Annotated in this window: 23 protein-coding genes and 1 tRNA gene; 11 read left to right on the plus strand and 13 right to left on the minus strand. The window is 37.3% G+C overall.

What is annotated here, in order from left to right; translation table 11 throughout:
- The first annotated feature begins 31 nt into the window (after positions 1 to 31).
- A complete protein-coding gene (locus tag VZD24_RS03030) occupies positions 32 to 1,045 on the plus strand; it encodes a beta-helix domain-containing protein (RefSeq protein ID WP_342686900.1) in 1,014 nt (337 codons plus the stop codon).
- A gap of 89 nt (positions 1,046 to 1,134) precedes the next feature.
- Here the strand turns inward: VZD24_RS03030 and VZD24_RS03035 are convergent, their stop codons facing one another.
- Entirely contained in the window at positions 1,135 to 1,470 is a 336-nt protein-coding gene (locus VZD24_RS03035; RefSeq protein WP_279449852.1) for a toxin-antitoxin system YwqK family antitoxin, read from the minus strand.
- Positions 1,471 to 1,961: 491 nt separating this feature from the next.
- Here VZD24_RS03035 and VZD24_RS03040 point away from each other — a divergent pair, with 491 nt between their 5' ends.
- Positions 1,962 to 3,071: a porin gene (locus tag VZD24_RS03040; protein WP_279449851.1), complete on the plus strand. Its 1,110-nt coding sequence runs from the start codon at positions 1,962 to 1,964 to the stop codon at positions 3,069 to 3,071.
- Positions 3,072 to 3,150: 79 nt separating this feature from the next.
- Entirely contained in the window at positions 3,151 to 5,394 is a 2,244-nt protein-coding gene (locus VZD24_RS03045) for an inorganic phosphate transporter (RefSeq protein WP_342686899.1), read from the plus strand.
- Between the two features lie 102 nt (positions 5,395 to 5,496).
- Here VZD24_RS03045 and serS read toward each other — a convergent pair whose 3' ends face one another.
- Complete coding sequence (gene serS / locus VZD24_RS03050) at positions 5,497 to 6,768, minus strand: serine--tRNA ligase (protein ID WP_279449849.1); 1,272 nt, start codon at positions 6,766 to 6,768, stop codon at positions 5,497 to 5,499.
- 247 nt (positions 6,769 to 7,015) lie between these two features.
- On the opposite strand from serS, the gene VZD24_RS03055 reads away from it, so the two are divergent.
- Complete coding sequence (locus tag VZD24_RS03055; protein WP_342686898.1) at positions 7,016 to 7,369, plus strand: 3D domain-containing protein; 354 nt, start codon at positions 7,016 to 7,018, stop codon at positions 7,367 to 7,369.
- 20 nt (positions 7,370 to 7,389) lie between these two features.
- On the opposite strand, the gene VZD24_RS03060 is transcribed toward VZD24_RS03055, so the two are convergent.
- From VZD24_RS03060 to VZD24_RS03080, 5 genes are all read right to left on the minus strand, one after another.
- Complete coding sequence (locus VZD24_RS03060; RefSeq protein WP_279449847.1) at positions 7,390 to 8,724, minus strand: HTTM domain-containing protein; 1,335 nt, start codon at positions 8,722 to 8,724, stop codon at positions 7,390 to 7,392.
- Positions 8,717 to 9,649 carry a bifunctional riboflavin kinase/FAD synthetase gene (locus VZD24_RS03065; protein ID WP_279449846.1) on the minus strand — a complete coding sequence of 311 codons (933 nt, stop codon included), beginning with the start codon at positions 9,647 to 9,649 and terminating at the stop codon, positions 8,717 to 8,719. The genes VZD24_RS03060 and VZD24_RS03065 overlap by 8 nt, the downstream gene beginning before the upstream one ends.
- A gap of 2 nt (positions 9,650 to 9,651) precedes the next feature.
- Entirely contained in the window at positions 9,652 to 10,287 is a 636-nt protein-coding gene (gene pth, locus VZD24_RS03070; protein WP_279449845.1) for an aminoacyl-tRNA hydrolase, read from the minus strand.
- Positions 10,288 to 10,365: 78 nt separating this feature from the next.
- Positions 10,366 to 11,013, minus strand: coding sequence for a 50S ribosomal protein L25/general stress protein Ctc (locus VZD24_RS03075; protein WP_279449844.1), 648 nt, complete (start codon positions 11,011 to 11,013; stop codon positions 10,366 to 10,368).
- A gap of 121 nt (positions 11,014 to 11,134) precedes the next feature.
- Complete coding sequence (locus tag VZD24_RS03080; protein ID WP_279449843.1) at positions 11,135 to 12,073, minus strand: ribose-phosphate pyrophosphokinase; 939 nt, start codon at positions 12,071 to 12,073, stop codon at positions 11,135 to 11,137.
- Positions 12,074 to 12,195: 122 nt separating this feature from the next.
- On the opposite strand from VZD24_RS03080, the gene VZD24_RS03085 reads away from it, so the two are divergent.
- Positions 12,196 to 12,277, plus strand: a tRNA-Leu gene (locus VZD24_RS03085).
- A gap of 291 nt (positions 12,278 to 12,568) precedes the next feature.
- Here VZD24_RS03085 and VZD24_RS03090 read toward each other — a convergent pair.
- The 4 genes from VZD24_RS03090 to VZD24_RS03105 all read right to left on the minus strand — a co-directional run bounded on the left by VZD24_RS03090 (position 12,569) and on the right by VZD24_RS03105 (position 15,562).
- Complete coding sequence (locus VZD24_RS03090; protein ID WP_279449842.1) at positions 12,569 to 12,976, minus strand: type II toxin-antitoxin system HicB family antitoxin; 408 nt, start codon at positions 12,974 to 12,976, stop codon at positions 12,569 to 12,571.
- Positions 12,977 to 13,022: 46 nt separating this feature from the next.
- Positions 13,023 to 13,208 (minus strand): type II toxin-antitoxin system HicA family toxin, encoded by a 186-nt coding sequence (locus VZD24_RS03095; protein ID WP_279449841.1) that lies wholly within the window; start codon positions 13,206 to 13,208, stop codon positions 13,023 to 13,025.
- 153 nt (positions 13,209 to 13,361) lie between these two features.
- Positions 13,362 to 14,072, minus strand: coding sequence for a T9SS type A sorting domain-containing protein (locus tag VZD24_RS03100; RefSeq protein ID WP_342686897.1), 711 nt, complete (start codon positions 14,070 to 14,072; stop codon positions 13,362 to 13,364).
- A 110-nt stretch (positions 14,073 to 14,182) separates the two neighbouring features.
- Entirely contained in the window at positions 14,183 to 15,562 is a 1,380-nt protein-coding gene (locus tag VZD24_RS03105) for a T9SS type A sorting domain-containing protein (RefSeq protein ID WP_342688763.1), read from the minus strand.
- Between the two features lie 414 nt (positions 15,563 to 15,976).
- Here VZD24_RS03105 and VZD24_RS03110 point away from each other — a divergent pair, with 414 nt between their 5' ends.
- From VZD24_RS03110 to VZD24_RS03120, 3 genes are all read left to right on the plus strand, one after another.
- Positions 15,977 to 16,555 (plus strand): HupE/UreJ family protein, encoded by a 579-nt coding sequence (locus VZD24_RS03110; protein WP_279449838.1) that lies wholly within the window; start codon positions 15,977 to 15,979, stop codon positions 16,553 to 16,555.
- Positions 16,556 to 16,719: 164 nt separating this feature from the next.
- Positions 16,720 to 17,154 carry a deoxycytidylate deaminase gene (locus VZD24_RS03115; protein ID WP_279449837.1) on the plus strand — a complete coding sequence of 145 codons (435 nt, stop codon included), beginning with the start codon at positions 16,720 to 16,722 and terminating at the stop codon, positions 17,152 to 17,154.
- Entirely contained in the window at positions 17,154 to 18,779 is a 1,626-nt protein-coding gene (locus VZD24_RS03120) for a S41 family peptidase (RefSeq protein WP_279449836.1), read from the plus strand. Before VZD24_RS03115 ends, VZD24_RS03120 begins: the two co-directional genes overlap by 1 nt.
- Positions 18,780 to 18,784: 5 nt before the next feature.
- Here VZD24_RS03120 and VZD24_RS03125 read toward each other — a convergent pair whose 3' ends face one another.
- Both VZD24_RS03125 and VZD24_RS03130 read right to left on the minus strand, forming a co-directional pair.
- The gene (locus tag VZD24_RS03125) at positions 18,785 to 18,982 is read right to left on the minus strand and encodes a hypothetical protein (protein ID WP_279449835.1); all 198 of its coding nucleotides are present in this window, start codon (positions 18,980 to 18,982) and stop codon (positions 18,785 to 18,787) included.
- Positions 18,983 to 18,986: 4 nt separating this feature from the next.
- Positions 18,987 to 19,571 carry a MarC family protein gene (locus tag VZD24_RS03130; protein WP_279449834.1) on the minus strand — a complete coding sequence of 195 codons (585 nt, stop codon included), beginning with the start codon at positions 19,569 to 19,571 and terminating at the stop codon, positions 18,987 to 18,989.
- A gap of 118 nt (positions 19,572 to 19,689) precedes the next feature.
- On the opposite strand from VZD24_RS03130, the gene VZD24_RS03135 reads away from it, so the two are divergent.
- The 3 genes from VZD24_RS03135 to VZD24_RS03145 all read left to right on the plus strand — a co-directional run bounded on the left by VZD24_RS03135 (position 19,690) and on the right by VZD24_RS03145 (position 23,009).
- Complete coding sequence (locus VZD24_RS03135) at positions 19,690 to 20,268, plus strand: DUF3109 family protein (RefSeq protein ID WP_342686962.1); 579 nt, start codon at positions 19,690 to 19,692, stop codon at positions 20,266 to 20,268.
- Positions 20,269 to 20,357: 89 nt separating this feature from the next.
- Positions 20,358 to 20,960, plus strand: a complete 603-nt coding sequence (locus VZD24_RS03140) for a hypothetical protein (RefSeq protein WP_279449833.1) — start codon at positions 20,358 to 20,360, stop codon at positions 20,958 to 20,960.
- Between the two features lie 180 nt (positions 20,961 to 21,140).
- Positions 21,141 to 23,009, plus strand: a complete 1,869-nt coding sequence (locus VZD24_RS03145; RefSeq protein WP_342686895.1) for a tetratricopeptide repeat protein — start codon at positions 21,141 to 21,143, stop codon at positions 23,007 to 23,009.
- Positions 23,010 to 23,039: the final 30 nt, after the last annotated feature.

Consider the following 23,039-nt stretch of genomic DNA (forward strand, 5'->3'; position numbering starts at 1 on the left):
ACAAATGTCTAATTTAAATTAAAACCAAAAAATGAAAAACTTTAAAAAATTTGCAATTACACTTGCCGCAATAAACGCGCTATTCTTTGTAGGATGTAGCAGTGATGACGATTTTACTCCAATTGAAGAAGAGCCGGTAGAAAACACCGAACTTAATGGCGCTTTAACATCTGATAGAATTTTGGATGCGAACCTTCAATATTCGGTTACTGGACCGTATTTGGTAAAATCTGGCGTTAAACTTACCATTCCTGCCGGAACTGTAATAGTTTCTCAAAATGGAACAGACCGATATATTGCCGTAGAACAAGGAGGAAAGATTGATATTCAAGGCACTTCTTCAAACCCTGTTATTATGCGCTCAGAAGGCAACTCAGCTGGTGACTGGGGCGGATTATTACTTTGCGGAAAAGCAACAACCACCGAAGGCGTAAATGTAACCGCCGAAGTAGGCGGCCTAATTTACGGCGGTACTGATGACACCGATAACTCGGGAAGTATTAACTACTTAATTATTCGTGGCGCGGGTGCTCAAATAAATTCAGAATCGCAATACAACGGGCTTACCCTTTACGCGGTAGGTTCGGGAACTTCAATCTCGAATGTTGCCGTTATTGATGGTGCCGATGACGGAATTGAGTTTTTTGGCGGAACTGTTTCGGCATCGAACCTTTACTTTGAAAACAACGAAGATGACTCAGTAGACTGGACAGAAGGCTGGAATGGCACCATTACCAATACGTATGTAAGCCACACCAAACCATTTTCAACAGCTATTGAAGCCGATGGCGACAACGGCAACCCAAAAGTTATAAACTTTACAGCGGTTTCAACTGTTGACGGAACGGCGCTTCAGTTTAAAAAACAATCTGGTGCAACTTTTACAAATATCCATTTAAGTGGATACTCTAAAAATGTAGATATGAAAGATGATGGCCCGATTGAAAATGTAATTGTAGATAACACACCATTAACTTCGCCAGAAGACGATGTGTTTAACGGTACTCAAGTAGATATTACTGGATGGAATTGGATTAGCAACTAATACTAACGTAGTCTACGTTAACAAAAAGGGTCTCTAAAATTAGAGACCTTTTTTTGTTTATAGCATTCTTAAAATAAGAAAATTTAAAATTAGTTTTCAATTTTAAGGGTGGTAACCTTTGCAATTCGCGAGGCTACAAACGAAACTTCTTGTAAAATATCATCTTGATAAAAAAACCATGTTCCCACTTTTTCCCCATCTTTATAAGTTGCAACTGCTGTTTTATTACCTTGCAAGTCGTAGCTTATCCATTGGCCCGTAGGTTTGTTATCCTTCGTGTAATAGCCAGTTTGTGCCAAACTTCCATCTTGGTTGTAAATTGTAGCCTTTATTAAATTACCGTGAATTACATATTCATTTTTATTTTGAGCAACCACAACAGTTGATATAAATACAACAAGTAATAAACTGATTATCTTTTTCATAGGGTTGAATTTTTACTATTTATAACAATCAAATTTAAAGAATTAACACATAAGAAACAATTTAGAAACATTAACTTAACATTAAAGCTATAACTACTTGATTTTTAGTTGTTTGAAATTAATGGCGTTTAAAAAAATTTTCAATTTAATGATTTGATAAACTTCGCTTCATATACACCCGAAATACATTTATTTTATTTGTAAAAGCCTATTTTTATAGGGTATTTTTGAAATCGTTTAGTTTTTGTCGACTAGATTTTCAAACAAGGCTGTTCAATCTGGACAGCCTTTTTTCATATAAAATAAAATTCGAAATATAGACACGCTTAACATTACGGAAACATTAAATTGCAGTTAAATTAAGTTCTTTGCACCGACAAAAACTATAAACGATTTATTCAATGTTATCAAAAGCTACATTCGTAATTAGCTTATTGTTCGTTGTTTGCGTATCTCAAGCTCAAATTAGCGCCCCAAAATTTGGAGATGGAATGCTCAAATTTGTAGGAAAAGACAGTACATTTAGTGTAAAGTTTGCTCCGCGAATTCAATTTCGAACTATCTCTACCTGGGATTACGAAGGTGATAAATTTGGCAAACCAGAACACGATTTTTTAATCCGCAAAGCACGGTTAAAATTTAGCGGCTTTGCCTACTCGCCAAAACTTCGCTATAAATTGCAAATTGGGCTTTCCAATTCAGACATAGCAGGGGCTTCAGAATTTACTGGCAATGCACCTCGCATCATTTATGACGCAGTAGTCATGTGGGAAGTTTACAATAATGTAGAACTTTGGGCAGGACAAACCAAACTACCCGGTAATCGTGAAGACGCTACCTCATCGGCCAAATTACAATTTGTTGATCGCTCAAAACTTTCAAAAGTATTTAACTTGGGTAGAGAAATAGGACTTCAACTGCGTCATGAATTTCAACCCTTCAATAACTTCATTATTAGAGAGGCATTTGCAGTTTCGCAAGGCGAAGGTAGAAATGTAATTACAGGAAACCTTGGCGGGATAGAATATACTGGCCGAGTTGAGGTTTTGCCTTTTGGAGCATTCACAAAAAAAGGTGATTATATGGGCGGCGACCTCTATCGCGAAGAAAAACCAAAGCTATCTATTGGCGCTACCTACGATTTAAATGTAGACGCAGTAAAAACACGGAGTAACCAAGGTAGTTACATGCGCAACGACCTTGGGTTTTACAAGACTAATATAAGTACTGTTTTGGTAGATGCATTGTTTAAATACAACGGATTTTCACTAATGGGTGAATACAGTTATCGCGATGCCAAAAATCCAATTGCCACAAATAGCGATGGCTCAACTACCGACTACGAGGTGTATACAGGAGAAGGTATAAATTTTCAAGGTGGTTATGTTTTTCCTTCCAAATGGGAAATAGCTGGAAGATTTACAACCATCAAACCTTCTACGACGTTATCGTTAAATGAAACTCATAATTTTTACACAATTGGTGGGTCTAAATATATTGTAAATCACAATTTAAAAATACAAACAGATTTAACGTATGCAACCGAAGGAAGTAACCGCGATTTTATAGAATATCGATTGGGTTTCGACCTTCATTTTTAAGCTAATTACAGATAACAATTTGGTAACATTAAATCCTATTTTATGTAGGAAATTTGCACCAACTTAATTTAAAATTAAAATGGAAAATCTATATTTATTAATGATAGTTGCGCTAGTGGCACTGGCCATAGCAGATCTAGTAGTTGGCGTAAGCAACGATGCCGTAAATTTTTTAAACTCCGCCATTGGTTCAAAGGCAATTCCGTTTAAAGGTATTTTAATAATTGCCAGTTTGGGTATTTTTATAGGAGCCGTTTTTTCCAGCGGAATGATGGAGGTAGCCCGAAAGGGCATCTTTGTTCCCAGCGAATTTTACTTCGATGAAATTATGATAATTTTTATGGCGGTAATGATAACCGATATCTTACTGCTTGACTTTTTCAATACTATTGGCTTACCTACTTCTACTACTGTATCTATAGTTTTTGAACTTTTAGGTGCCGCCGTAATTATGGCATTAATAAAAATTAGCCACACCGATGGCGAAACATTTTCGGCACTAACTAAATATATAAATACCGAAAAAGCAGTTGAAATTATTATAGGAATTATTCTCTCGGTCGTCATCGCCTTTACAATTGGGGCCATTGTACAATATCTGTCCCGACTTATTTTCACCTTTCATATTGAGCAAAAGATGAAATATTTCGGCGCTATTTTTGGCGGGCTTGCGCTTACTGCAATAAGTTATTTCATATTCATGAAAGGATTAAAAGGCACCCCATTCTACGGAAGTTTTAAGGGAATTGTAGATAACAACACCTGGTATTTAGTAGGAAGTAGTTTTGTTGTGTGGACAATATTTTCGCAATTGTTTATGATGATCTTTAAAAAGAGCATTTTAATAATAGTAATTGCAGTGGGAAGTTTTAGTTTGGCACTGGCCTTTGCCGGAAACGACTTGGTGAATTTTATAGGTGTGCCAATGGCAGCCTATCACAGTTATATAGACTGGTCTGCCTCTGGTGTTGCCGCAACCCAATACAGTATGGCTAGCCTCGAAAACGCAGTGCCCGCCGAGCCCTACTTACTCTTTGCAGCAGGAGCTATTATGGTACTTACATTGTGGTTTTCTAAAAAAGCAAGAACCGTGTCTGATACAGAAATAGATTTAGCGCGTCAAGGCGAAGGCCACGAAAAGTTCAGCCCAAATATGCTGTCTCGTTTTCTGGTAAAATCCAGCACACAAGTAGCAACGTATTTTGAGTTTGTTCTTCCAAAATCGCTCCAAGAGAAAATAGACAAACGTTTTGAAAAGCCGGTTATTGATCTTCCAAAACACAAAACATACGAGCTACCCGCTTTTGATATGATTAGAGCTTCCATAAACCTCGTAGTAGCAGGTATATTAATTGCTTCGGCAACTTCTATGAAATTGCCGCTTTCTACCACATATGTTACGTTTATGGTAGCCATGGGTACGTCTTTAGCCGATAGAGCTTGGGGCCGCGAAAGCGCCGTTTACAGAGTGGCGGGCGTACTTAATGTAATTGGCGGATGGTTCTTTACAGCCTTTGTAGCCTTTGCAGCTGCCGGTACTCTAACCTATTTAATTTACATAGGAAGAGGCGCAATGATAGCTGTGCTTTTATTGTTAGCAATTTTATTATTGGTTAGAAATTATGTTTCGCATAAAAATAAAGTTAAGCTAAAAATGGATAAAAGCGGCTTAAAGAAAACCGAGAGTAAAACCGTACAAGGTATTATTCAGGAAAGTGCTGAAAATATTAGCAATGTAGTTTCACGATCAAATAAAATATATACCGACATGCTCCGTGGTCTTGCAAAACAGGATACCAAAAAATTAAAAAAGAGCAAAAAAGGAGTTAAAAAACTGAACGATGAAGTTGAAGAACTGCGCGATAATATTTTCTATTTTATTAAAAATCTTGATGATACCAGTGTTCGCGGAAGCAACTTCTACATTGTAATTCTGGGGTATTTAACAGATGTAGTGCAATCGTTGGAATTTATTTCAAAAGCTAGTTATAAGCACGTAAACAACAATCACAAAGCACTTCGATTTAATCAAATTAAAGATTTACAGGAAATAGATAGGCACTTGGAACAATTCCTTAATGAAATTGAAGACATATTCAATAAAAAAGAATTTGAACGAATTGGAAGTGTAATTGAAAATAAGGATGAAATCTTTGAAAGCCTTTCCAATAAAATTGAAAAGCAAATAGCCCGTACGCGAACCGAAGAATCCAGTCCTAAAAATACCACATTGTATTTTAGCCTGTTGTTGGAAACTAAAGATTTAGTAAAAGCCTTGATGAGTTTAATGGAGGAATATTACAACAGTTATAAAAAGAAATAGTAAAAACACAAACCCGTTGTAAACAACAAACCCCAAAGATCTTAAAAATCTTTGGGGTTTTTATTTTAAGTGAAATTAAACCGCAGATACACGGCACATAAATTAGTCTATAAAATCGAAGCCGCAATACGGAACCAACACTTCCGGTACTTTAATACCGTCTGCAGTTTGGTAGTTTTCCAATATTCCCGCTAAAACTCTTGGTAGTGCTAAGGCACTTCCGTTTAAGGTGTGCACAAGTTTATTTTTCCCGTCTGTATCTTTAAAGCGAAGTTTTAACCGATTGGCTTGAAAAGTCTCAAAATTTGATACTGAAGAAATTTCCAACCAACGATCCTGCGCTGTTGAAAACACTTCAAAATCATAGGTTAACGCCGAAGTAAAACCTAAATCGCCCCCGCAAAGACGCAGAATTCGGTACGGCAATTTTAATTCGCCTAAAATATCTTTAACATGTTCTACCATGCCGTCCAGCGCTTTGTAAGAATTTTCGGGATGCTCAATACGAACTATTTCCACTTTGTCAAATTGATGCAAACGGTTAAGTCCGCGAACATGCGCGCCATAACTACCAGCTTCTCTTCTAAAACAGGGTGTGTATCCGGTGCAAGTAATAGGCAGATCGGCGTTGTTTAACAATTCGCCCCGAAACATATTTGTAATAGGAACCTCAGCAGTTGGAATCAAGTAAAGATCATCAACTCCCACATGGTACATTTGCCCTTCTTTATCAGGCAATTGTCCTGTTCCGTAACCCGAAGCTTCATTTACCAAAAGTGGCACCTGAAATTCGGTATAGCCAGCGGAGATATTTTTATCTAAAAAATACGTAATAAGTGCGCGTTGCAATCTTGCGCCTTTTCCTTTATAAACCGGAAATCCAGCTCCCGTAACCTTTACACCTAATTCAAAATCTATGAGGTCGTATTTTTTAGCTAGCTCCCAATGCGGCATAGCGCCATCAATAAGTTTGGGAATTTCACCAACTTTTAAAACTTCCTCATTATCATTTTCGTCGGTTCCGGCAGGCACCAAATCATTCGGAATGTTAGGAAGTGTGTAAAGCAATTGCTGCAATTTGTCGGCAGCAGCAAGCATTTGCTCATTTAGTTGTTTAGATGCTTCTTTTAATTCAACTGTTTTTTCCTTTAACTCGTTTGCTTTTTGAACTTCTCCGGATTTAAAAAGTTTCCCAATTTCCTTTGAATAGGAATTGCTCTGCGCCAAAACTTCATCTAATTGTGCCTGAGAAGCGCGACGTTCTTCATCTGCTTTTAAAACTTCTTCCAAAGTAGAATCAGCGTTTATGCCACGTTTGGCTAAGGCTTTACTGTATTTTTCTTTGTTTTCACGGATGTCGGTTACTTGTAGCATTTGCTTAATTTTTTTGAAGCCGCTAAGTTACAAAAAAAGGACACACAGGTTTTAAGTTTCCACTGCCGGAATACTGTCATAATCAAACAATTTTTAACTATCAGTATAGCAATTAGCATTGCTAGCCCTTTTCTTTGTGCTAAAATTTTTGTATCTTATTGATATGTTGAGATTTAGACACATATTTATAATTTTTTCAATATTTCTGATAATTGGATGTCAAACCAATAAAAAGTCTCAAAAAGAAATGACGTCCTTAACCGTTACGGCAACGGCCTACAATGCAGTAGAACATCAAACTAAAAAGGGGAATAGCCGCAGAGCTGCTTGGGGCGATTTATTGGAAGACGGTATAAAATCCGTTGCTGTATCGCGAGACTTAATTGCGATGGGGCTAGACCACAACGAGGAAATACAAATTGAGGGATTGGAAGGCATCTATATTGTAAAAGATAAGATGAATGGTCGCTGGCGAAGGAAAATAGATATTTTTATGGGGCTGGATGAACAGGCTGCAAAACAATTTGGCAAGCGCGATGTAAAAATTTATTTCAACAAAAAAGATAAGCCCACCGATAAATTTTCAATACAAGCCAAATAAAATTTTAATTCAACTTTAAATTAATCTTTTAAAGGGCGGTGCAAATCTTTGGGCGATGGCAAGATCCACTCGCTGTGTTTAAAGGGATGCCACTTCTCGGCTGCCAGATCTATTTCAGGATTGGTAAAAGGATAGAATTTTCCGCGGTTAACCCGCACCTTTGCTTCCATGTAAACAGCAACATCACGACCTTTTTCTGCTTCAATGGCTTTAATTTTTTGTGCGAGCTGCCACATAATATCTGGCTTAGTAGCAACGGAACCTTGTTGCTTGCGACCTAATAATACACTGTAATTGTAAAATTCTTTTGCGCCGTCTTTTTTGTCGGCAACATAAACCGTTAACGAACCGCTTTTTGCACGGAGCATCATTCGCCAACTTAAACGGTGGCCTTCTTCGGTCCATAGCACATCGTCTTTAAAAAACCAATGCCGCAGTGGAAGTGCCAGTTGAAATGCAAAATAAATTGAAAACGCTCCAAGGAGTAAATTTTTATACTTCGGAACAACCACATCGTTGCCAATATAAAGTTCCTTCTTTGGAAGAAAACGTTTTTGAAGAATTTGTGGAGAAAAGAAAAAAAGCGCAAAGGCGATTGACATATATGGAAAAATGCCAATTTGAAAAACAATAGAATTAAACAAATGAAAAAATACGGAAATCACAAAACCAATTACGCGAGTGCGCTTCCAAAGCATTAAGGGCACAATTAACAAATCGAATAAAATACCCGTATAGGCAATGGCCCAATGCACCCAGTTTTCCTGTAGCAAACTGCCAATTAACCAATAGTGTTTGCGGCCTTCCATTAATAGTGCCGCCATAGAGGCGTCGAGCCAATCTGGATAAAATTTTGCCACCGAGGCGTACGTGTAAACAATCCAAACCTGAAAAATTAACACCAAAAGCACCCATCGGGGCATAGCCGGATTTTTGAGTTCGGGATTTATTTTAGCATCCAAGGAAAACCAGCGATTGGCCGGTAACAGAGCCATAATCCAACACAGTAACATCATTAAATAATAATGATTGTTGTAGCTAGATTTCTGCATTAAATACACGGCAGTCCACATAATAGCATACGCAATCATGCTAAAGCGATATTTGTATCCAAGCATCACAAAAATGCCAAAGATGCCCATGACCACAAAATAATAGTACATAAAATCTCCTTGCAAATACTGCAAAAAGTCGAAACCTATAAAATTAAAAGTAAAGGGTGGCTCTACGAGGGTGCGGCGTAACCAGCCCGTAAAAATTGCACCAAAAGCCTCTGTAGCAATCAAAAAGCCAAATACCGCCCTAAAAAGAACAAGCCCTATATTGTCTATTTGCCTAAACAGAAATTTATTCACGTTGCTTTAAATATGCTTTTGCGAAATTTTCATCTTTTAAAATTTCCTGTCGAAGCAATTCCAAAGAATCAAAAGTTGCTTCGTCGCGAATAAATTTTAAAAATTCAATAGTAATTTGGGTTCCGTATAAATCTTGGTTAAAATCGAGAAAATGTGTTTCAATAGTTTTCTCCTTTCCGCCAACGGTTGGGTTTGTACCTATACTTGTAATTCCAAAATACCTCGTACCATCAATTATTGATTGTATTATATAAACGCCGTTTTTTGGAACCAATTTGTACTTTTCGGCCAATTTTAAATTTGCCGTAGGATAATTTATGGTTCGGCCAATGGCCTTTCCTTTAATTACTTCGCCAGTAATCATAAAATTATAACCCAAATAGGTATTAGCTGTTTCAATGTCGCCGTGGTCTAAAGCCCTTCTAATTTTTGTGGAACTAACCGCTACATCGTCAATTTCCTTTGCCGAGATTTCTACTACTTCAAAATTATACGTTTTTCCGTATTCTTTTAAATCTTCAATATCGGCATTTCTATTTCTGCCAAAACGATGGTCATAACCAATAATTATAATTTTCGCCTTTAAGCTATTCACTAAAATATCGCGTACATATTCCAGAGCTGTTAACCGCGAAAATGCATGCGTAAACGGATGTATTACTAAATTATTTAACCCCGTATTTTCTAGCAGTTGCGTGCGTTCTTCAATAGTGTTTAGCAGTTTGATATTTAAATTTTGCTGTAATACCATTCGCGGGTGCGGAAAAAATGTGAGCACGGTAGCATCCAGATTTTCATTTTTGGCAGTTGCTACAAGTCGTTTTAAAATAGCGTTATGGCCAATATGGACCCCGTCAAAAGCGCCAATGGTAACCACACTTTGGCGGTCATTTTTATAGGTGGAAGCTGCCGAAAATTTCTTCAAAATTATTTACCGTTAAATGTATTCATAGTAATGTTCATTCCCGCAAGCGCGAAAGATTCAATAATATTACAAGATATTTTTAAACGTTCGGGCATGTTTTTTTCTTCCTCCATTTCCCACTCACCCAAGACGTAATCTACTTGCCGTCCTTTTGAAAAAGCGTCGCTTATTCCAAATCGGAATCTATTGTAATTTGTGGTTTGCAGGGTATTTTGTATATCCTTTAACCCATTGTGACCACCATCGCTACCTTTAGTTTTTATTCGAATTGTACCGAAAGACAAATTTAAATCGTCTGTAATTACAAGTAAATTTTCCAACGGAATTTTTTCTTTTTCCAGCCAGTAATTTACAGCCTTTCCGCTTAAATTCATATACGTACTGGGTTTGAGAAAAATAAAAGTTCTGCCCTTTACTTTATGCGAAGTAACATCACCCAATTTGGCTGTTTGCCACGTAAGTGAGTTTTGTTCGGCATAAAAATCTAGAATTTTAAAACCAATATTATGACGGGTATTCGCATATTTTGGACCTATATTTCCAAGTCCTACTATAAGAAATTTTTTCATTGGATCTTTTTCTTCTGAAATAACCTTGACCGTTTTTGCAGAAAACAGCTTATTAAAAAATGAAAACATATTACGTTGAATCTTCGGTAAAAATAAAAAAAGCACCCTGAATTAACAGGATGCTTTATACTTATCTTTAAAAAGAAATTATTCTTTTACTGCAGCAACATCATCTGTTTCTGTAGCTGGAACTTCTTCTCCTTCTGCGCCTTCAGCTGTTTCAGCATCTTCATCAACTTCGTCCACAATAGCGGTACGTGAAGTTCTAACCTGACAGATAACTGTATTTTCTGGGTGCATGATTTTAAATTTGTCGCTTTCCACAGACTTGGTGTACTTTTTATTACCAATTTTCATTTCGGTAATATCTACCTCAATAAAGTCTGGAAGGTTTTCTGGCAATGCCTTTACGCGAAGTTTACGCGTAACTATACGCAAAGTACCACCGTTACGAACGCCACGGGAATTACCTGTAGTACGTACAGGAATTTCCATTGTTACTTCTTTATCATCAAAAATTTGGTAAAAATCAATGTGAAGAATACGATCAGTAACTGGATGGAATTGAATATCCTGAAGAATGGCATTTACTTTTGTGCCGCCAAGGTTAATTACAACTGTGTGTACATCTGGAGTGTAAACCAAGTCTTTAAATGCAATTTCTTCTGCTGAAAAACTAATTGGCTCATCCCCTCCGTAAACTACGCAAGGAACCATTCCAGCATTACGTAGGGCCTTCGTTGCCTTTTTGCCCACGCTTTCTCTTTGTGATCCTTTAATTGTAATAGATTTCATTTTGTTTGAATTGTTTATTTATTAAAAAACTCCCTAAAAAGCTGTTTTTTAGGGAGTGCAAAGATAAATTTTATTTTGGATTATCGGTTTAGGAAAATTGATTTTTTATTTTGAAATAAATCTACATTAAAAACTTCCCGCTAATAGACTTATTGGCGTTAACGCTCAGCATAACATCGGCAAACAAGTTTGCGCAGCTAATTACCCGAATTTTTTTACTGGGTTTTGTAGGAATTGAATCTGAAACAATAAGTTCTAACATTTGCGATTTTTCTATGCGCTCATAAGCATTTCCGGAAAGTAGTGGATGTGTACAAACTGCACGAACACTTAAGGCGCCACGCTCTATCATTAAATCTGCTGCCGTGGTAAGGGTTCCGGCGGTATCAACCATATCATCTACCAACACGACGTTTTTTCCTTTTACGTCGCCAATTAGTTCCATATGCGAAATAACGTTCGCTTTTTCTCGCTGCTTATAGCAAATAACAACATCGCTTTCCAAAAATTTTGAATAAGCATACGCGCGTTTTGAACCGCCCATATCTGGCGAAGCGATGGTAAGATTCTCAAGATTTAGACTGCGTAAATACGGCAAAAAGATCGTGGAAGCAAAAAGATGATCCACAGGTTTTTCAAAAAACCCTTGAATTTGATCTGCGTGCAAATCCATTGTAATTATACGTGTTGCGCCTGCCGTTTCCAGCATTTTTGCCACCAATTTTGCAGCAATAGGTACCCGAGGCTTATCTTTTCTGTCCTGTCTAGCCCATCCAAAATATGGCAATACAGCTGTAATATGGCGGGCGGAAGCCCTTTTCGCGGCATCAATCATTAACAGTAGCTCCATTAAATGGTCGCTATTTGGAAAAGTTGAGCCAATGAGAAAAACGCGGCTTCCCCGGACAGATTCTTCAAAAGAAGGTTGAAACTCGCCATCGCTATAATGGGAAGTTATTACTTTTCCCAAGGGAATTCCGAAGGCATCAGCAATATCTTTTGCTAAGGCTTCACTTTGTTTACAGGCAAAAATCTTTGGGTCTGGTGCGAGAGATGGCATTTGTTTTTGGTTTTGTTTGAATAGGCTACAAAGGTAAAAATAATAGTTAGCGATATTTAAAAAAATAGCCTTATAAATTTTCAAGTAATTTCCAATTATTTGTTTATTTTTGCCTCCCGTTTGCTCGAGTGGCGGAATTGGTAGACGCGCTGGATTCAAAATCCAGTTCTTTCGGGAGTGTGGGTTCGATTCCCACCTCGAGTACAAAATCCCCTAACAATATTTGTTGGGGGATTTTTTTATGTGTGATAGACGCCCTGGGCTCAAAATCCAGTTCTTTCAACAAGTGGGTTCCCCCGAGGATTCGGGGCCACCTCGAGTACAAAATCCCCTAACAATTTTTGTTGGGGGATTTTTTTATGTGTGACGCCCTGGGCTCAAAATCCAGTTCTTTCAACAGGCGGGTTCCCCCGAGGATTCGGGGCCACCTCTAGTACAAAAAGCCTTAACAGAAATGTTGGAGCTTTATTTTTTTACTATTAATTACTATATGCCTTAAAATGAAACCGAAAGCAATTCCTGCCCAAGTTCGTGTATTGCTTTTTCTATTTTTTTAGTTTGGTCTTCAGAGGCGTTAGCTTTTCCCGTTTTGTATTGACGAAGCAACGAAGAATTGATTTTTGCTTTTTCGGCAATTGAGCCAATCTTTACCTCTGGTATAAGATTGAAAAAACCCTCCAAATCCATTTTATACTCAAATTCTACTCCGTTTTCATACTTGGCAACCCAGTCTTCTTCTAATTCTCGCGCAACTTCCAAATGTTCATCAAAAACTTTTTGCAGATCCATTTTTAATTCAGAAAGTGAATTCCCATAAACGGAAACTATGCCTTCCAAATTTTCTGTTGTACCCCAATAGGTCCCATCCTGCGCCTTTTCGACATAAATTTTCACTTTTACCATAATTCAAGGTTTCTATTTCTACTTTTTTCTCAACGCTATAATAAACTTAGTCTTTAAGCCCCGCCTGTTTTAATATTGAATTTACTGTTCCTGGAGGTACATCCTTTTTTGGATGTGGAATAGTAACCAATCCTTTTTTCACTGGATGTTTGAAATGATGATGGCTACCTTTTGTCCTAACGATATACCAACCATCTTTTTCAATCATCGTTATCAATGAGCTGGATTTCATAAAGTAAATGTATAACAAATATGTTATATGGCAAAATTGCTATATTATTTTGGTTTTCGATTTTCTTCGTATAATTGAAATAATTAAGAAAACAGCATAGTTTTCCCTGATACCTCGGGTATAAAGAAAAACCTAAACTGAGATGTTGGGGCTTTATTTTTTTATAAACTTTACTACGCTTCTATGACCTTCGGAAGTTGTAAATTCAAGAAAATACATTCCTTTTGCTAGTGAAGTAATATCTAGAGCGCCTTCAATTGGTTCGCCTTCTAAAATTCTTTTCCCTGATATGGAATAAACTATTGTTTTTGTAATTTGAGCGTCTTCGGATTTTATAAACAGCCGATCGGTAGCTGGGTTTGGGTAGAGTTTGAATTTTTCGGAATTATAGTCTTGAATGGATAGTGGTTCTCCAGCAATAAAGTCCAGCACTAAACCAAAAGGATTATTTGTGTAATGCATATGCTGTAAGCCATCTGATGAGTCAATAAAAATATTGTACCAGTAATCATCTTCAGTTGAAAAAAAATCGAAGTAATAAAATTCAAAGTCGTTCCATATCTGGTGTTCACAGGTTTCCGTGGTCTGCGTGTAATTAATGGGTCTCAATTCCTCAGAATTGCCCATAAGAATGAAGTTTCCCGAAAAGGAATTACAAGCTCCAAAACCTTCGAACGAAAGATTGTAATTTACCGTTAAATACGGTCTAATGGGAGGGTCTATTTCTGAAATAATTGCCGGATGGCCAAAATCTGGAATAATACTATAAAGCTGCCACGTTTTAAAAAGTTCAGGATCGGGATCTTGACCAAAGCTTTGAAATGCCAATATAAGTGTAACTAATAATATTGTAAATTTCTTCATAATCGAATTCTTTAGAAACTCAATTAAAGGTACAAAATCTTCGCCATAAAAAAATCCCCAGAGATTTTCTGAGGATTTTTTACACTGTTTACTTAAGGTTTTTAGAAAATTTATTTCTTAATAATCTTCTTTGTAATCGTTCCTTCGGCAGTATTAATTTTCAAAATATAAACTCCAGCCGAAAGGTTAGCTGCATTTACTGTTGAAACTGTATTGCTTAAAATTCCTTTAGAAATTAGCGCGCCGGTGTAGCTGTAAATGCTATAAGATTGTAATCCCAAAGTAGAAGCAACCGAAAAAGTAGTGTCAAAAATAGTTGGATAAACTTTTACCGCAGTAGCATCAAAAGAGTTGTTTTCTACTCCTAGTACAAAATTTAAAACCGGGTAACCATCATTAACGCTTGAATCTATAGACCAAGGTGCCTCGGTTGAACCTGCGTTTAGTAAATCTACAGTTTCGGTAGATTTCATTTCGGTAGTTGTTAAAGCTGTAATATCTGGAGTAACCGGAGGCCCTTGAACAACACCTACACCTTCGGTCATTCCTGAAGTTTCGGTATCGAAATATAAGTTTTCGGCATTAATCATTCCCCATAAACCTATAACAGCACCAGCACTATCAGGAGCAGTTACCGTACCGGTAGCATATGAATTTTTAATAAGTAACGCATTGTCTCCATTACCAATTAACCCCCCTGCACGGTCCATTAATGAAACAACATTAGCACGAGAATAGCTATTGTCTACAACACTTTCGCCTGCAAAAGCAAATGGAAATGAACCAATTAAGCCACCAGTTAATGCATCGGCAGTTACGGTACCTTCAGAATAACATTCAGCAACTATTACATTGTCCCAACCTGTACCGGCTAGACCTCCTACTTGGGCAAAACCAGTTACATTACCAATTGCGTGACTTTTAGTAATAGTAGAGTTTGTTAAAAAACCACCAACCAATCCGCCAGTTGTATATTGTCCGGTAACATCTACATTTATAGCGCTACAGTTTTCAATAGAACCGTTATTATAAAGGTTTGCTATTAAAGCACCTGTATTATCATCGCCAATAACATTGGCAGTGTCTAGATGCAAGTTTGAAAAAGAAGCGCTCTCGGTATGACCAAAAAGACCCGCCATTCCAGTTGTAGGCATATTTACCCATAAATTGCTTATTACGTAATCGTTACCATTCACAGTACCTGAAAAAGGAATATTGAATTCTACACCTATAGGGCTCCATAAATTGCCATCGAGGTCTATATCGCCTCCAATTAAAATAGTTTTACCTGCAAATGAATTGCCATCGGCAACCAATTGTGCCAGGCCAGCCAAGGTTTCGGCAGTTGAGAGGGTAAATTCGTCTTGGCCGGCATCGTACCAACTTGTGTCGGCAAGATCGCTCCAAGATGTTGTGGGGAAAGTTTGTGCTTGAGTCATCGTTACAGATACCAAAAGCAATACTAAATAGATTTGTAATTTTTTCATCATTATGTTTTAGAGATTTTCCGCAAATATATTAAACAACTTTACCCGTGCAAAGGGATTTAAATGCCCCAATACTAAGCAAATAATTGGCTTTTTAATTTATTTAATACCGTTTCTATGATGTTGATAAATTAGCTGTTAAAGATGAAGCAAAATGACAATAATACTTCAAAATAAAAATGAAAAACACATGACATCTTTTTTGTAATTATTTTTTTGAACAACGCTTTTAAATATCTAATTATGTGTTATTTACGCTATATAATTAACATGCCAATTTTTTAAAATATTTAAACAACTATTTTAGAAATAATTAAAAACCACCTCATTGGCAAAGTTTTCGATCCTTGGCCAAATTCATTGATATCTTCCCCACAAAAATGTATATTTGACAAACTTTACAAACTACTCCCCTTCATGACTGATTTCTGGTTGTATTTTAATCTTGGCCTGCACCATGTATTGGATTGGAAAGCCTACGATCATATTCTATTTTTAATAGTTTTATGCGCTGCCTATAATTTCTCTTCGTGGAAAAAATTACTAATTTTAGTTACCATGTTTACCATTGGGCACACGCTATCGCTGCTTTTGGCAGCCTATAATGTAGTGAGTGTTTCGGGAAAGGTAATTGAGTTTTTAATACCCGTAACTATTTTGGTTACGGCGCTATTTAACCTTTTTACCGCGGGAAAAGAGAAAAAGTTCGAAAAAATTGGCATGCTCTACATTGTTACTATTTTCTTCGGAATCATTCACGGTTTGGGATTTGCCTCTTTCTTTACCGCATTAGACAGCGGCAGGGAATTGCTACCATTACTGGAATTTGCCCTCGGTATTGAAACTGCCCAAATTATAGTTGTTATCGTTTTTTTAATTATTGCTTTTATCTTTCAAACTATATTCCGTTTCAACAAAAGAGATTGGGTTTTGGTAGTTTCTTCATTGGTAATAGGAATGGTTATACCAATGCTCATCAATAATTGGATTTTTTAAACTGTAACAGCTCATAATAACACCAATAGGCTTCGATTTTAAAAATATCTTCCTTTGCAAAAACTGGTACAACTACAAGCAAGTTTTTTCTTTGGCAAGAAGTTAACAACATTTTTTTTGGCAGTGGCGTAACTTCAAAGTAATTTCGTTGTCTATTTAAAAGTATGAAGGACAGCAAACAACGCAAATACGATATTGCCTATCTACGGATGGCCCAAGAATGGAGCAAACTCTCCTATTGTAAAAGAAAACAGGTTGGCGCGCTTATTGTAAAAGATAAAATGATAATAAGCGACGGGTACAACGGCACCCCTACAGGTTTTGAAAACATTTGTGAAGACGATCAAGGATACACAAAGTGGTATGTGCTACACGCCGAAGCAAATGCAATACTAAAAGTAGCCTCCAGCACACAGGCCTGCCAAGGTGCCACATTATATATTACAATGTCGCCTTGTAAGGAGTGTAGCAAATTAATTCACCAAGCAGGTATAAAGAGAATGGTTTACCTCAATGAATATAAAGACAACTCTGGAATCGCTTTTCTTGAAAAAGCAGGAGTGAGCGTGCAGCATATTTCAGATTTGGAATCGGTATAATGAAAAATAAAACTTCGACAACACTTAACAAGCAAAAAAAATACTTGCCGCTGTGGATTGGATTGGCTCTGGCCATAGGCGTTTTTATTGGTTCGAAGCTAAATTTTAATGACAATACCGAAAAAATTTTTGCGACCAGTTCCAAAAAAGATAAGCTCAATAGGCTTATAGACTATATAGATTATGAATACGTAGATAAAGTAAACACAGACAGTATTGTAGATGTAACCGTTTACGGAATCCTTTCCAACTTAGACCCCCATTCGGTTTATATTCCCAAAAAAGAATATCAACACAGTGCAGACGACATGCGCGGCGCCTTTATTGGTATAGGCGTAAGTTTTTATATTTATAAAGATTCCATTGCCGTTATTCGCACTATTGAAGGTGGTCCCGCAGAGCAAGCCGGAATAAAAGGTGGCGACAGAATAATTTATGCCGACGGTAAAAAACTTTTTGGCGAATTGGTGCAGCGCGACAGCATTTCCAATTATTTAAAAGGCGAAATAAACAGTAAAGTTGCACTAGATGTTTATAGACCGAGCGAAAACAAAACCTTAGAATTTAAAGTGCGAAGAAAGCAGGTGCCCCTGGTAAGTGTTGACGCTTCGTATATGATTGAAGAAGAATTGGGCTACATAAAAATAAATCGCTTCTCAGAAACTACGTTTAGGGAGTTTGAATCGGCGCTGGAAAAACTAAAAGACCAAGGAGCCACTAAATTGGTCTTAGACCTCCGCGATAATCCGGGTGGTTATATTTCTACTGCCGAACGTATTGTTGATGAGTTTTTAGAAAACAACAAACTCGTGTTAATCACAAAAAACAAAAGTGGCGAAATAAATAAAACCTATGCCACGCGCCGCGGCGATTTTGAACACGGAAAACTCTATGTGCTAATTAATGAAAACTCAGCTTCGGCAAGCGAAATTGTAGCTGGCGCACTGCAGGACAACGACAAAGGCACAATAATTGGCCGTCGTTCGTTCGGAAAAGGTCTGGTGCAGCGCGAAATGTCGCTCGGAGATGGCAGTGCGGTCCGCCTTACCATTGCCAGGTATTACACTCCCACCGGCCGTTCTATCCAGCGCCCATACGGTAATGGGAACGACACCTATTACAATGAGTACGAAAAACGCTATCGCAACGGCGAATTATTACACGCAGATAGCATAAAAGTAGCAGACTCATTAAAATACACCACGCCCAAAGGAAAAGTGGTTTACGGTGGCGGCGGAATAATTCCAGACGTATTTGTGGCGAAAGACACGAGTGTAGAAAACGAAACACTTCAATACGTTTCGCGAAGCGGATTTATGAGCTATTTTATATTTGAATATCTCGAAAAAAACCGAGCCCTATTTAAAGATATGAATTTTGAAGACTTTAGAAAAAACTATAAAATTGATAAGAGCCTTTCAGAAGAATTTATAGAATATGCCAAGTTTAATGAAGCGCAAATAGATCTTTCAAATTACACCGAAGAATTAAGAAGAACCCTAAAAGCCAATATCGCCCAACAGCTATTCGGCCCCAATGCTTACGAGATTATATTAAACGAAAACGATCCCATGATTCTAAAAGTTCTAGAACTGGAGGCCAATAATGCTATCGGCAATAACTAAAATCCTCACTTTTTGGTCTGCGCTGCAATTCTTTTGGAAATAAGCAGAATAGTTAATAGTAATATTGCACAAAACCCCGCTAATATACAGATGAAAGCAACGCCGCTGTCGCCATTTAACAGGTTTTCAAAGTTTAATTTGGTAGCGTTAAATACAACCAATATTGCAGCGAGGGCAATCATTATATAAATTACAGTTTTCATAATATCAATGGTTAAATAATTCTTGAATGTTTGAGGTGAATAGCTTCACAGCAATTGCAAGCAAAATTACACCAAATATTTTTTGAATTACTGCAATTCCATTTTTTCCTAAAAAACGCTGCAATTTCCCCGAAGTTTTTAAAACCACATATATTACTATAATATTTACAATTATAGCAACAATTATATTTTGAAGCTGATATTCGGCACGTAAGGACAGTAGCGTAGTTAAACTTCCCGGACCGGCTAACAGCGGAAAAGCCAATGGAAAAATAGAAGCCAAATCAGGGCTCGTATCGCCTTCTTTAAAAAGGGTAACGCCCAAAATCATTTCCAAAGCAATAAAGAAAAGTATCAACGAACCTGCTACGGCAAATTCATTTACGTTTACTCCAATGAGATTTAAAATACTTTCTCCTAAAAAAAGAAAGACAATCATCACTACTGCTGCTATAATAGAGGCTTTGCCAGAATTAATATGGCCAGCCTTTTCACGCAACCCAATAATAATAGGAATACTTCCTACAATATCTATTACTGCAAAAAGCACCATTGTGGCCGTTGCTATTTCTTTGAAATTTAAAGTCATACCCTTTTTTTTGAGGCGGCAAAATTATAAAATATAATTGGTTGCCACAGAATTTTATGTGGTTAATAAAAGCATAAATTTTACTATGCCCAAATTACAAAACAACTATCTTTGCCGCATGTTTCAACTGGGAAAAACGATCGTTTCTGAAGATATAATCGAAAAAGATTTTGTTTGCAACCTCCATGCGTGCAAAGGTGCATGCTGTATTGAGGGCGAAGCAGGCGCGCCCATCACCCCAAAAGAAGTGTCTATCCTTAAAGAAATTTACCCGAAAGTAAAACCATTTCTACGGCCAGAAGGCATTGAGGCAATTGAAAAACAAGGCACTCACATTAAAACCACACAAGGCGAATTAGAAACTCCCTTGGTAGATGGAAAAGAATGTGCCTACGTAACCTTTAACGACCGTGGTATTGCAAGTTGTGGCATTGAAGACGCCCATAATGCTGGCGCAATTGACTCCATAGCTCCAGGATTTATAAAACCAATTTCTTGCCATTTATACCCAGTGCGCGTACAGGAATACAGCGAGTTTTCGGCAGTTAACTATCATCGCTGGCCAATTTGCGACGACGCCTGTACTCTGGGAAAAGAACTAAAAGTACCGGTTTACAAATTTGTAAAAACAGCCCTTATCCGAAAATTTGGCGAAAATTGGTACACCCAATTAGAAAAAGTAGCTTCGGAAATGTAGCCATCTTTCACTTTAAATTGTCTTATCTTATTCATATTGATTACCTTAGTATTTTAATTAAATTTATTTACTAACTAAAATTTTCAAATATGAAGAAGTATGTATTAGCCCTATTGGTTCTTGCAGCTTTTGCGAGCTGTAAAGACAATCCAGTGAGCAAGAAAATCAAGGAAACGAAAGATGCTGTTTCCAACACTACAAATGCGGTAAAAGAAATGACCAATATGCAGGATGATATAAAAGAACTGCAGGACATTACTCCACTTACCAATGAAGAATTAAAATCTTGGATGCCAGAAGAGGTAAACGGAATGAAACGCATAAGCTATAAAGCTGGCCAAGCAGGAATGATGAATATCTCGTCAATTGAAGCTACATATGCTAACGAAGACAAGTCGAAAAAGTTTTCAATAAACATAATTGATGGTGCAGGACAAGTAGGAGCAGCAGCGACAATGGGTATGCGCATGGTCATGTCTCAAGATTTTGAAGAAGAAGACGAGCACGGCTCCCGACGTACTGTTACCAAAAATGGCAAAAAAGCCATTGAAGAATATCGTACTGGCAACAATAGAAGCACCATCCAACTTATGGAAGGAAACCGTTTTTACCTAGAAGCAAAAGGCACCAATATGGATATAGACGAAACTTGGGATGCCATTGACGAATTAGATTTAGAAGAACTAGGTTAAAATAATATTTCCCACTGCACAAAGGCTGTTTAAAATGTAAGATTTAAAGCTTGTTTCAGCGAAAGCCTCAACGGCAAGATGTTGCAAACCAATTTTGTTTGCACTCAAGCAAGCAAAATTGTACAAATCTTACGCTTTATACAGCCTCTTTTCTTTTACTAGGATGCCAACAAAATAAGATTGCACACCTATTTCATTCGTGGCTTTGTTTTTGATAATTTTTACAAGTTACCTTTAGCTATCGGGCTATTTACGTATATTTACGGCATGCGCAGAATTCTATGTATAGTACTCATTTTTACCGCTACGGCAAGCTTTTCACAGAGCGATGCTTTGGCAAAAAATTATTTCGAACAAGGAGAGTTCGAAAAATCATTGCGTATTTATGAAAAACTGAACAAGGAAAATCCATACCGACTCGATTATTTTATGGGTGTGGTACAGAGCAATCAACAGCTCGAAAATTTCACAGAAGCCGAGCAACTTATTAAGGAAAAATTGGGCAGCGGACGAAACTTTCCGCAGCTATTCGTAGAGTTAGGCCACAATTACACCCTTCAAAACAAAACCGAACTGGCTACTTTAAGTTATAACAAAGCCATCGAAATAATTGACGAAAACCCAAATTTCTCCTACATTATTGGCAACACATTTCAAAAATACAGCTTGTTGGACGAAGCGGTAACGGCTTACGAAAAAGCAATGGCGCTAAGCGACAAATTAGATTTTAACATGCAATTGGCGCAAATTTATGGCGAGCAGGGCAAATTGGAAAAAATGTTCGATAGCTATTTGGGGCTGGTAGAAAAAAACAATTCATATAAGGGAAATGCGCAGCGATATTTCAGTCTTTATACCACCGAAGATCCAAATAACGAAGCAAATTTATTGCTAAAAAAAATACTTTTGCAACGGTTGCAGCAAAATCCGGATGTTCTTTACAACCAATTGTTAAGCTGGTTATTTATTCAACAAAAAGAATATAAAAAAGCCTTTACACAAGAAAAAGCAATTTACAAACGCCTAGGCGACAATCTCAGCGGAATTACAAACCTAGCCTATATAGCTATCGCCGATGAAGATTACGAGGCCGGCAGGGAAATAGTAAACTACATTATTGAAAATTCGTTTACGCCACAAAGTAAATTGCAAGGCAATCAAATTCTTATGAAAATGGAGGTGAAAACCGCCACAGCCAAGCAATATCCTGAGGTAGCAAATAAATTTAAAAACCTTTTAGACGAATTCGGCCGCAATCGCGAAACCTATTCTTTACAAGTAGATTACAATCAATTTTTAGCCTTTCAGGCAAATAATAAAGAATTGGCAATTGAAAATTTAAAGTCGCTGGCAAAGCAAAATCTAACGCCCTATCAGGAAGCTCACGTAAAAATGGCGCTCGCAGATATTTTGGTCTTCGATGAAAAGTTTAACGAAGCCCTTATTTATTATTCACAAATTCAGAAAAAAGTACAGAACGACGTTTTGGCACAAGAAGCCCGTTTTAAAGTTGCACGCACCAGTTATTTTAAAGGCGATTTTGAATGGGCACAGGTACAATTAGATGTCCTAAAAAAATCTACGTCGCAATTAATTGCCAACGACGCCATGGAACTCAGTTTATTAATTCGCGATAACTCACTGGAAGACTCCACACAAACCGCACTTAAAAAATACGCCCGTGCCGATCTGCTGGCTTTTCAAGACAGAAACACCGAAGCCATTGCTGTTTTGGATGATATTTTAACCAATCATAAAGGCGAAAAAATTGAAGACGAAGCACTCTATAAACAGGGGCTGGTTTATGAAAAACTTCACGAATACACCAAAGCCGAAAGCAACTATTTAAAAATTACCGAATTTTATAGCGACGATATCCTAGCAGACAATGCCCATTATAGGCTCGCCCAGATTTACGAAGAAAAACTAAACCAACCGCAAAAAGCAAAAGCGCAATACGAAGCTATAATCTTTAACTACGCAGATAGCATTTATTTTGTTGAAGCGCGGAAAAAGTATCGTTCTTTGCGTGGCGATGCTATAAATTAAAGCCTAACACTAAAGATTTTTAAACCCACT

The organism is Aequorivita flava (genome assembly GCF_038742595.1).
GTDB lineage: Bacteria > Bacteroidota > Bacteroidia > Flavobacteriales > Flavobacteriaceae > Aequorivita > Aequorivita marisscotiae.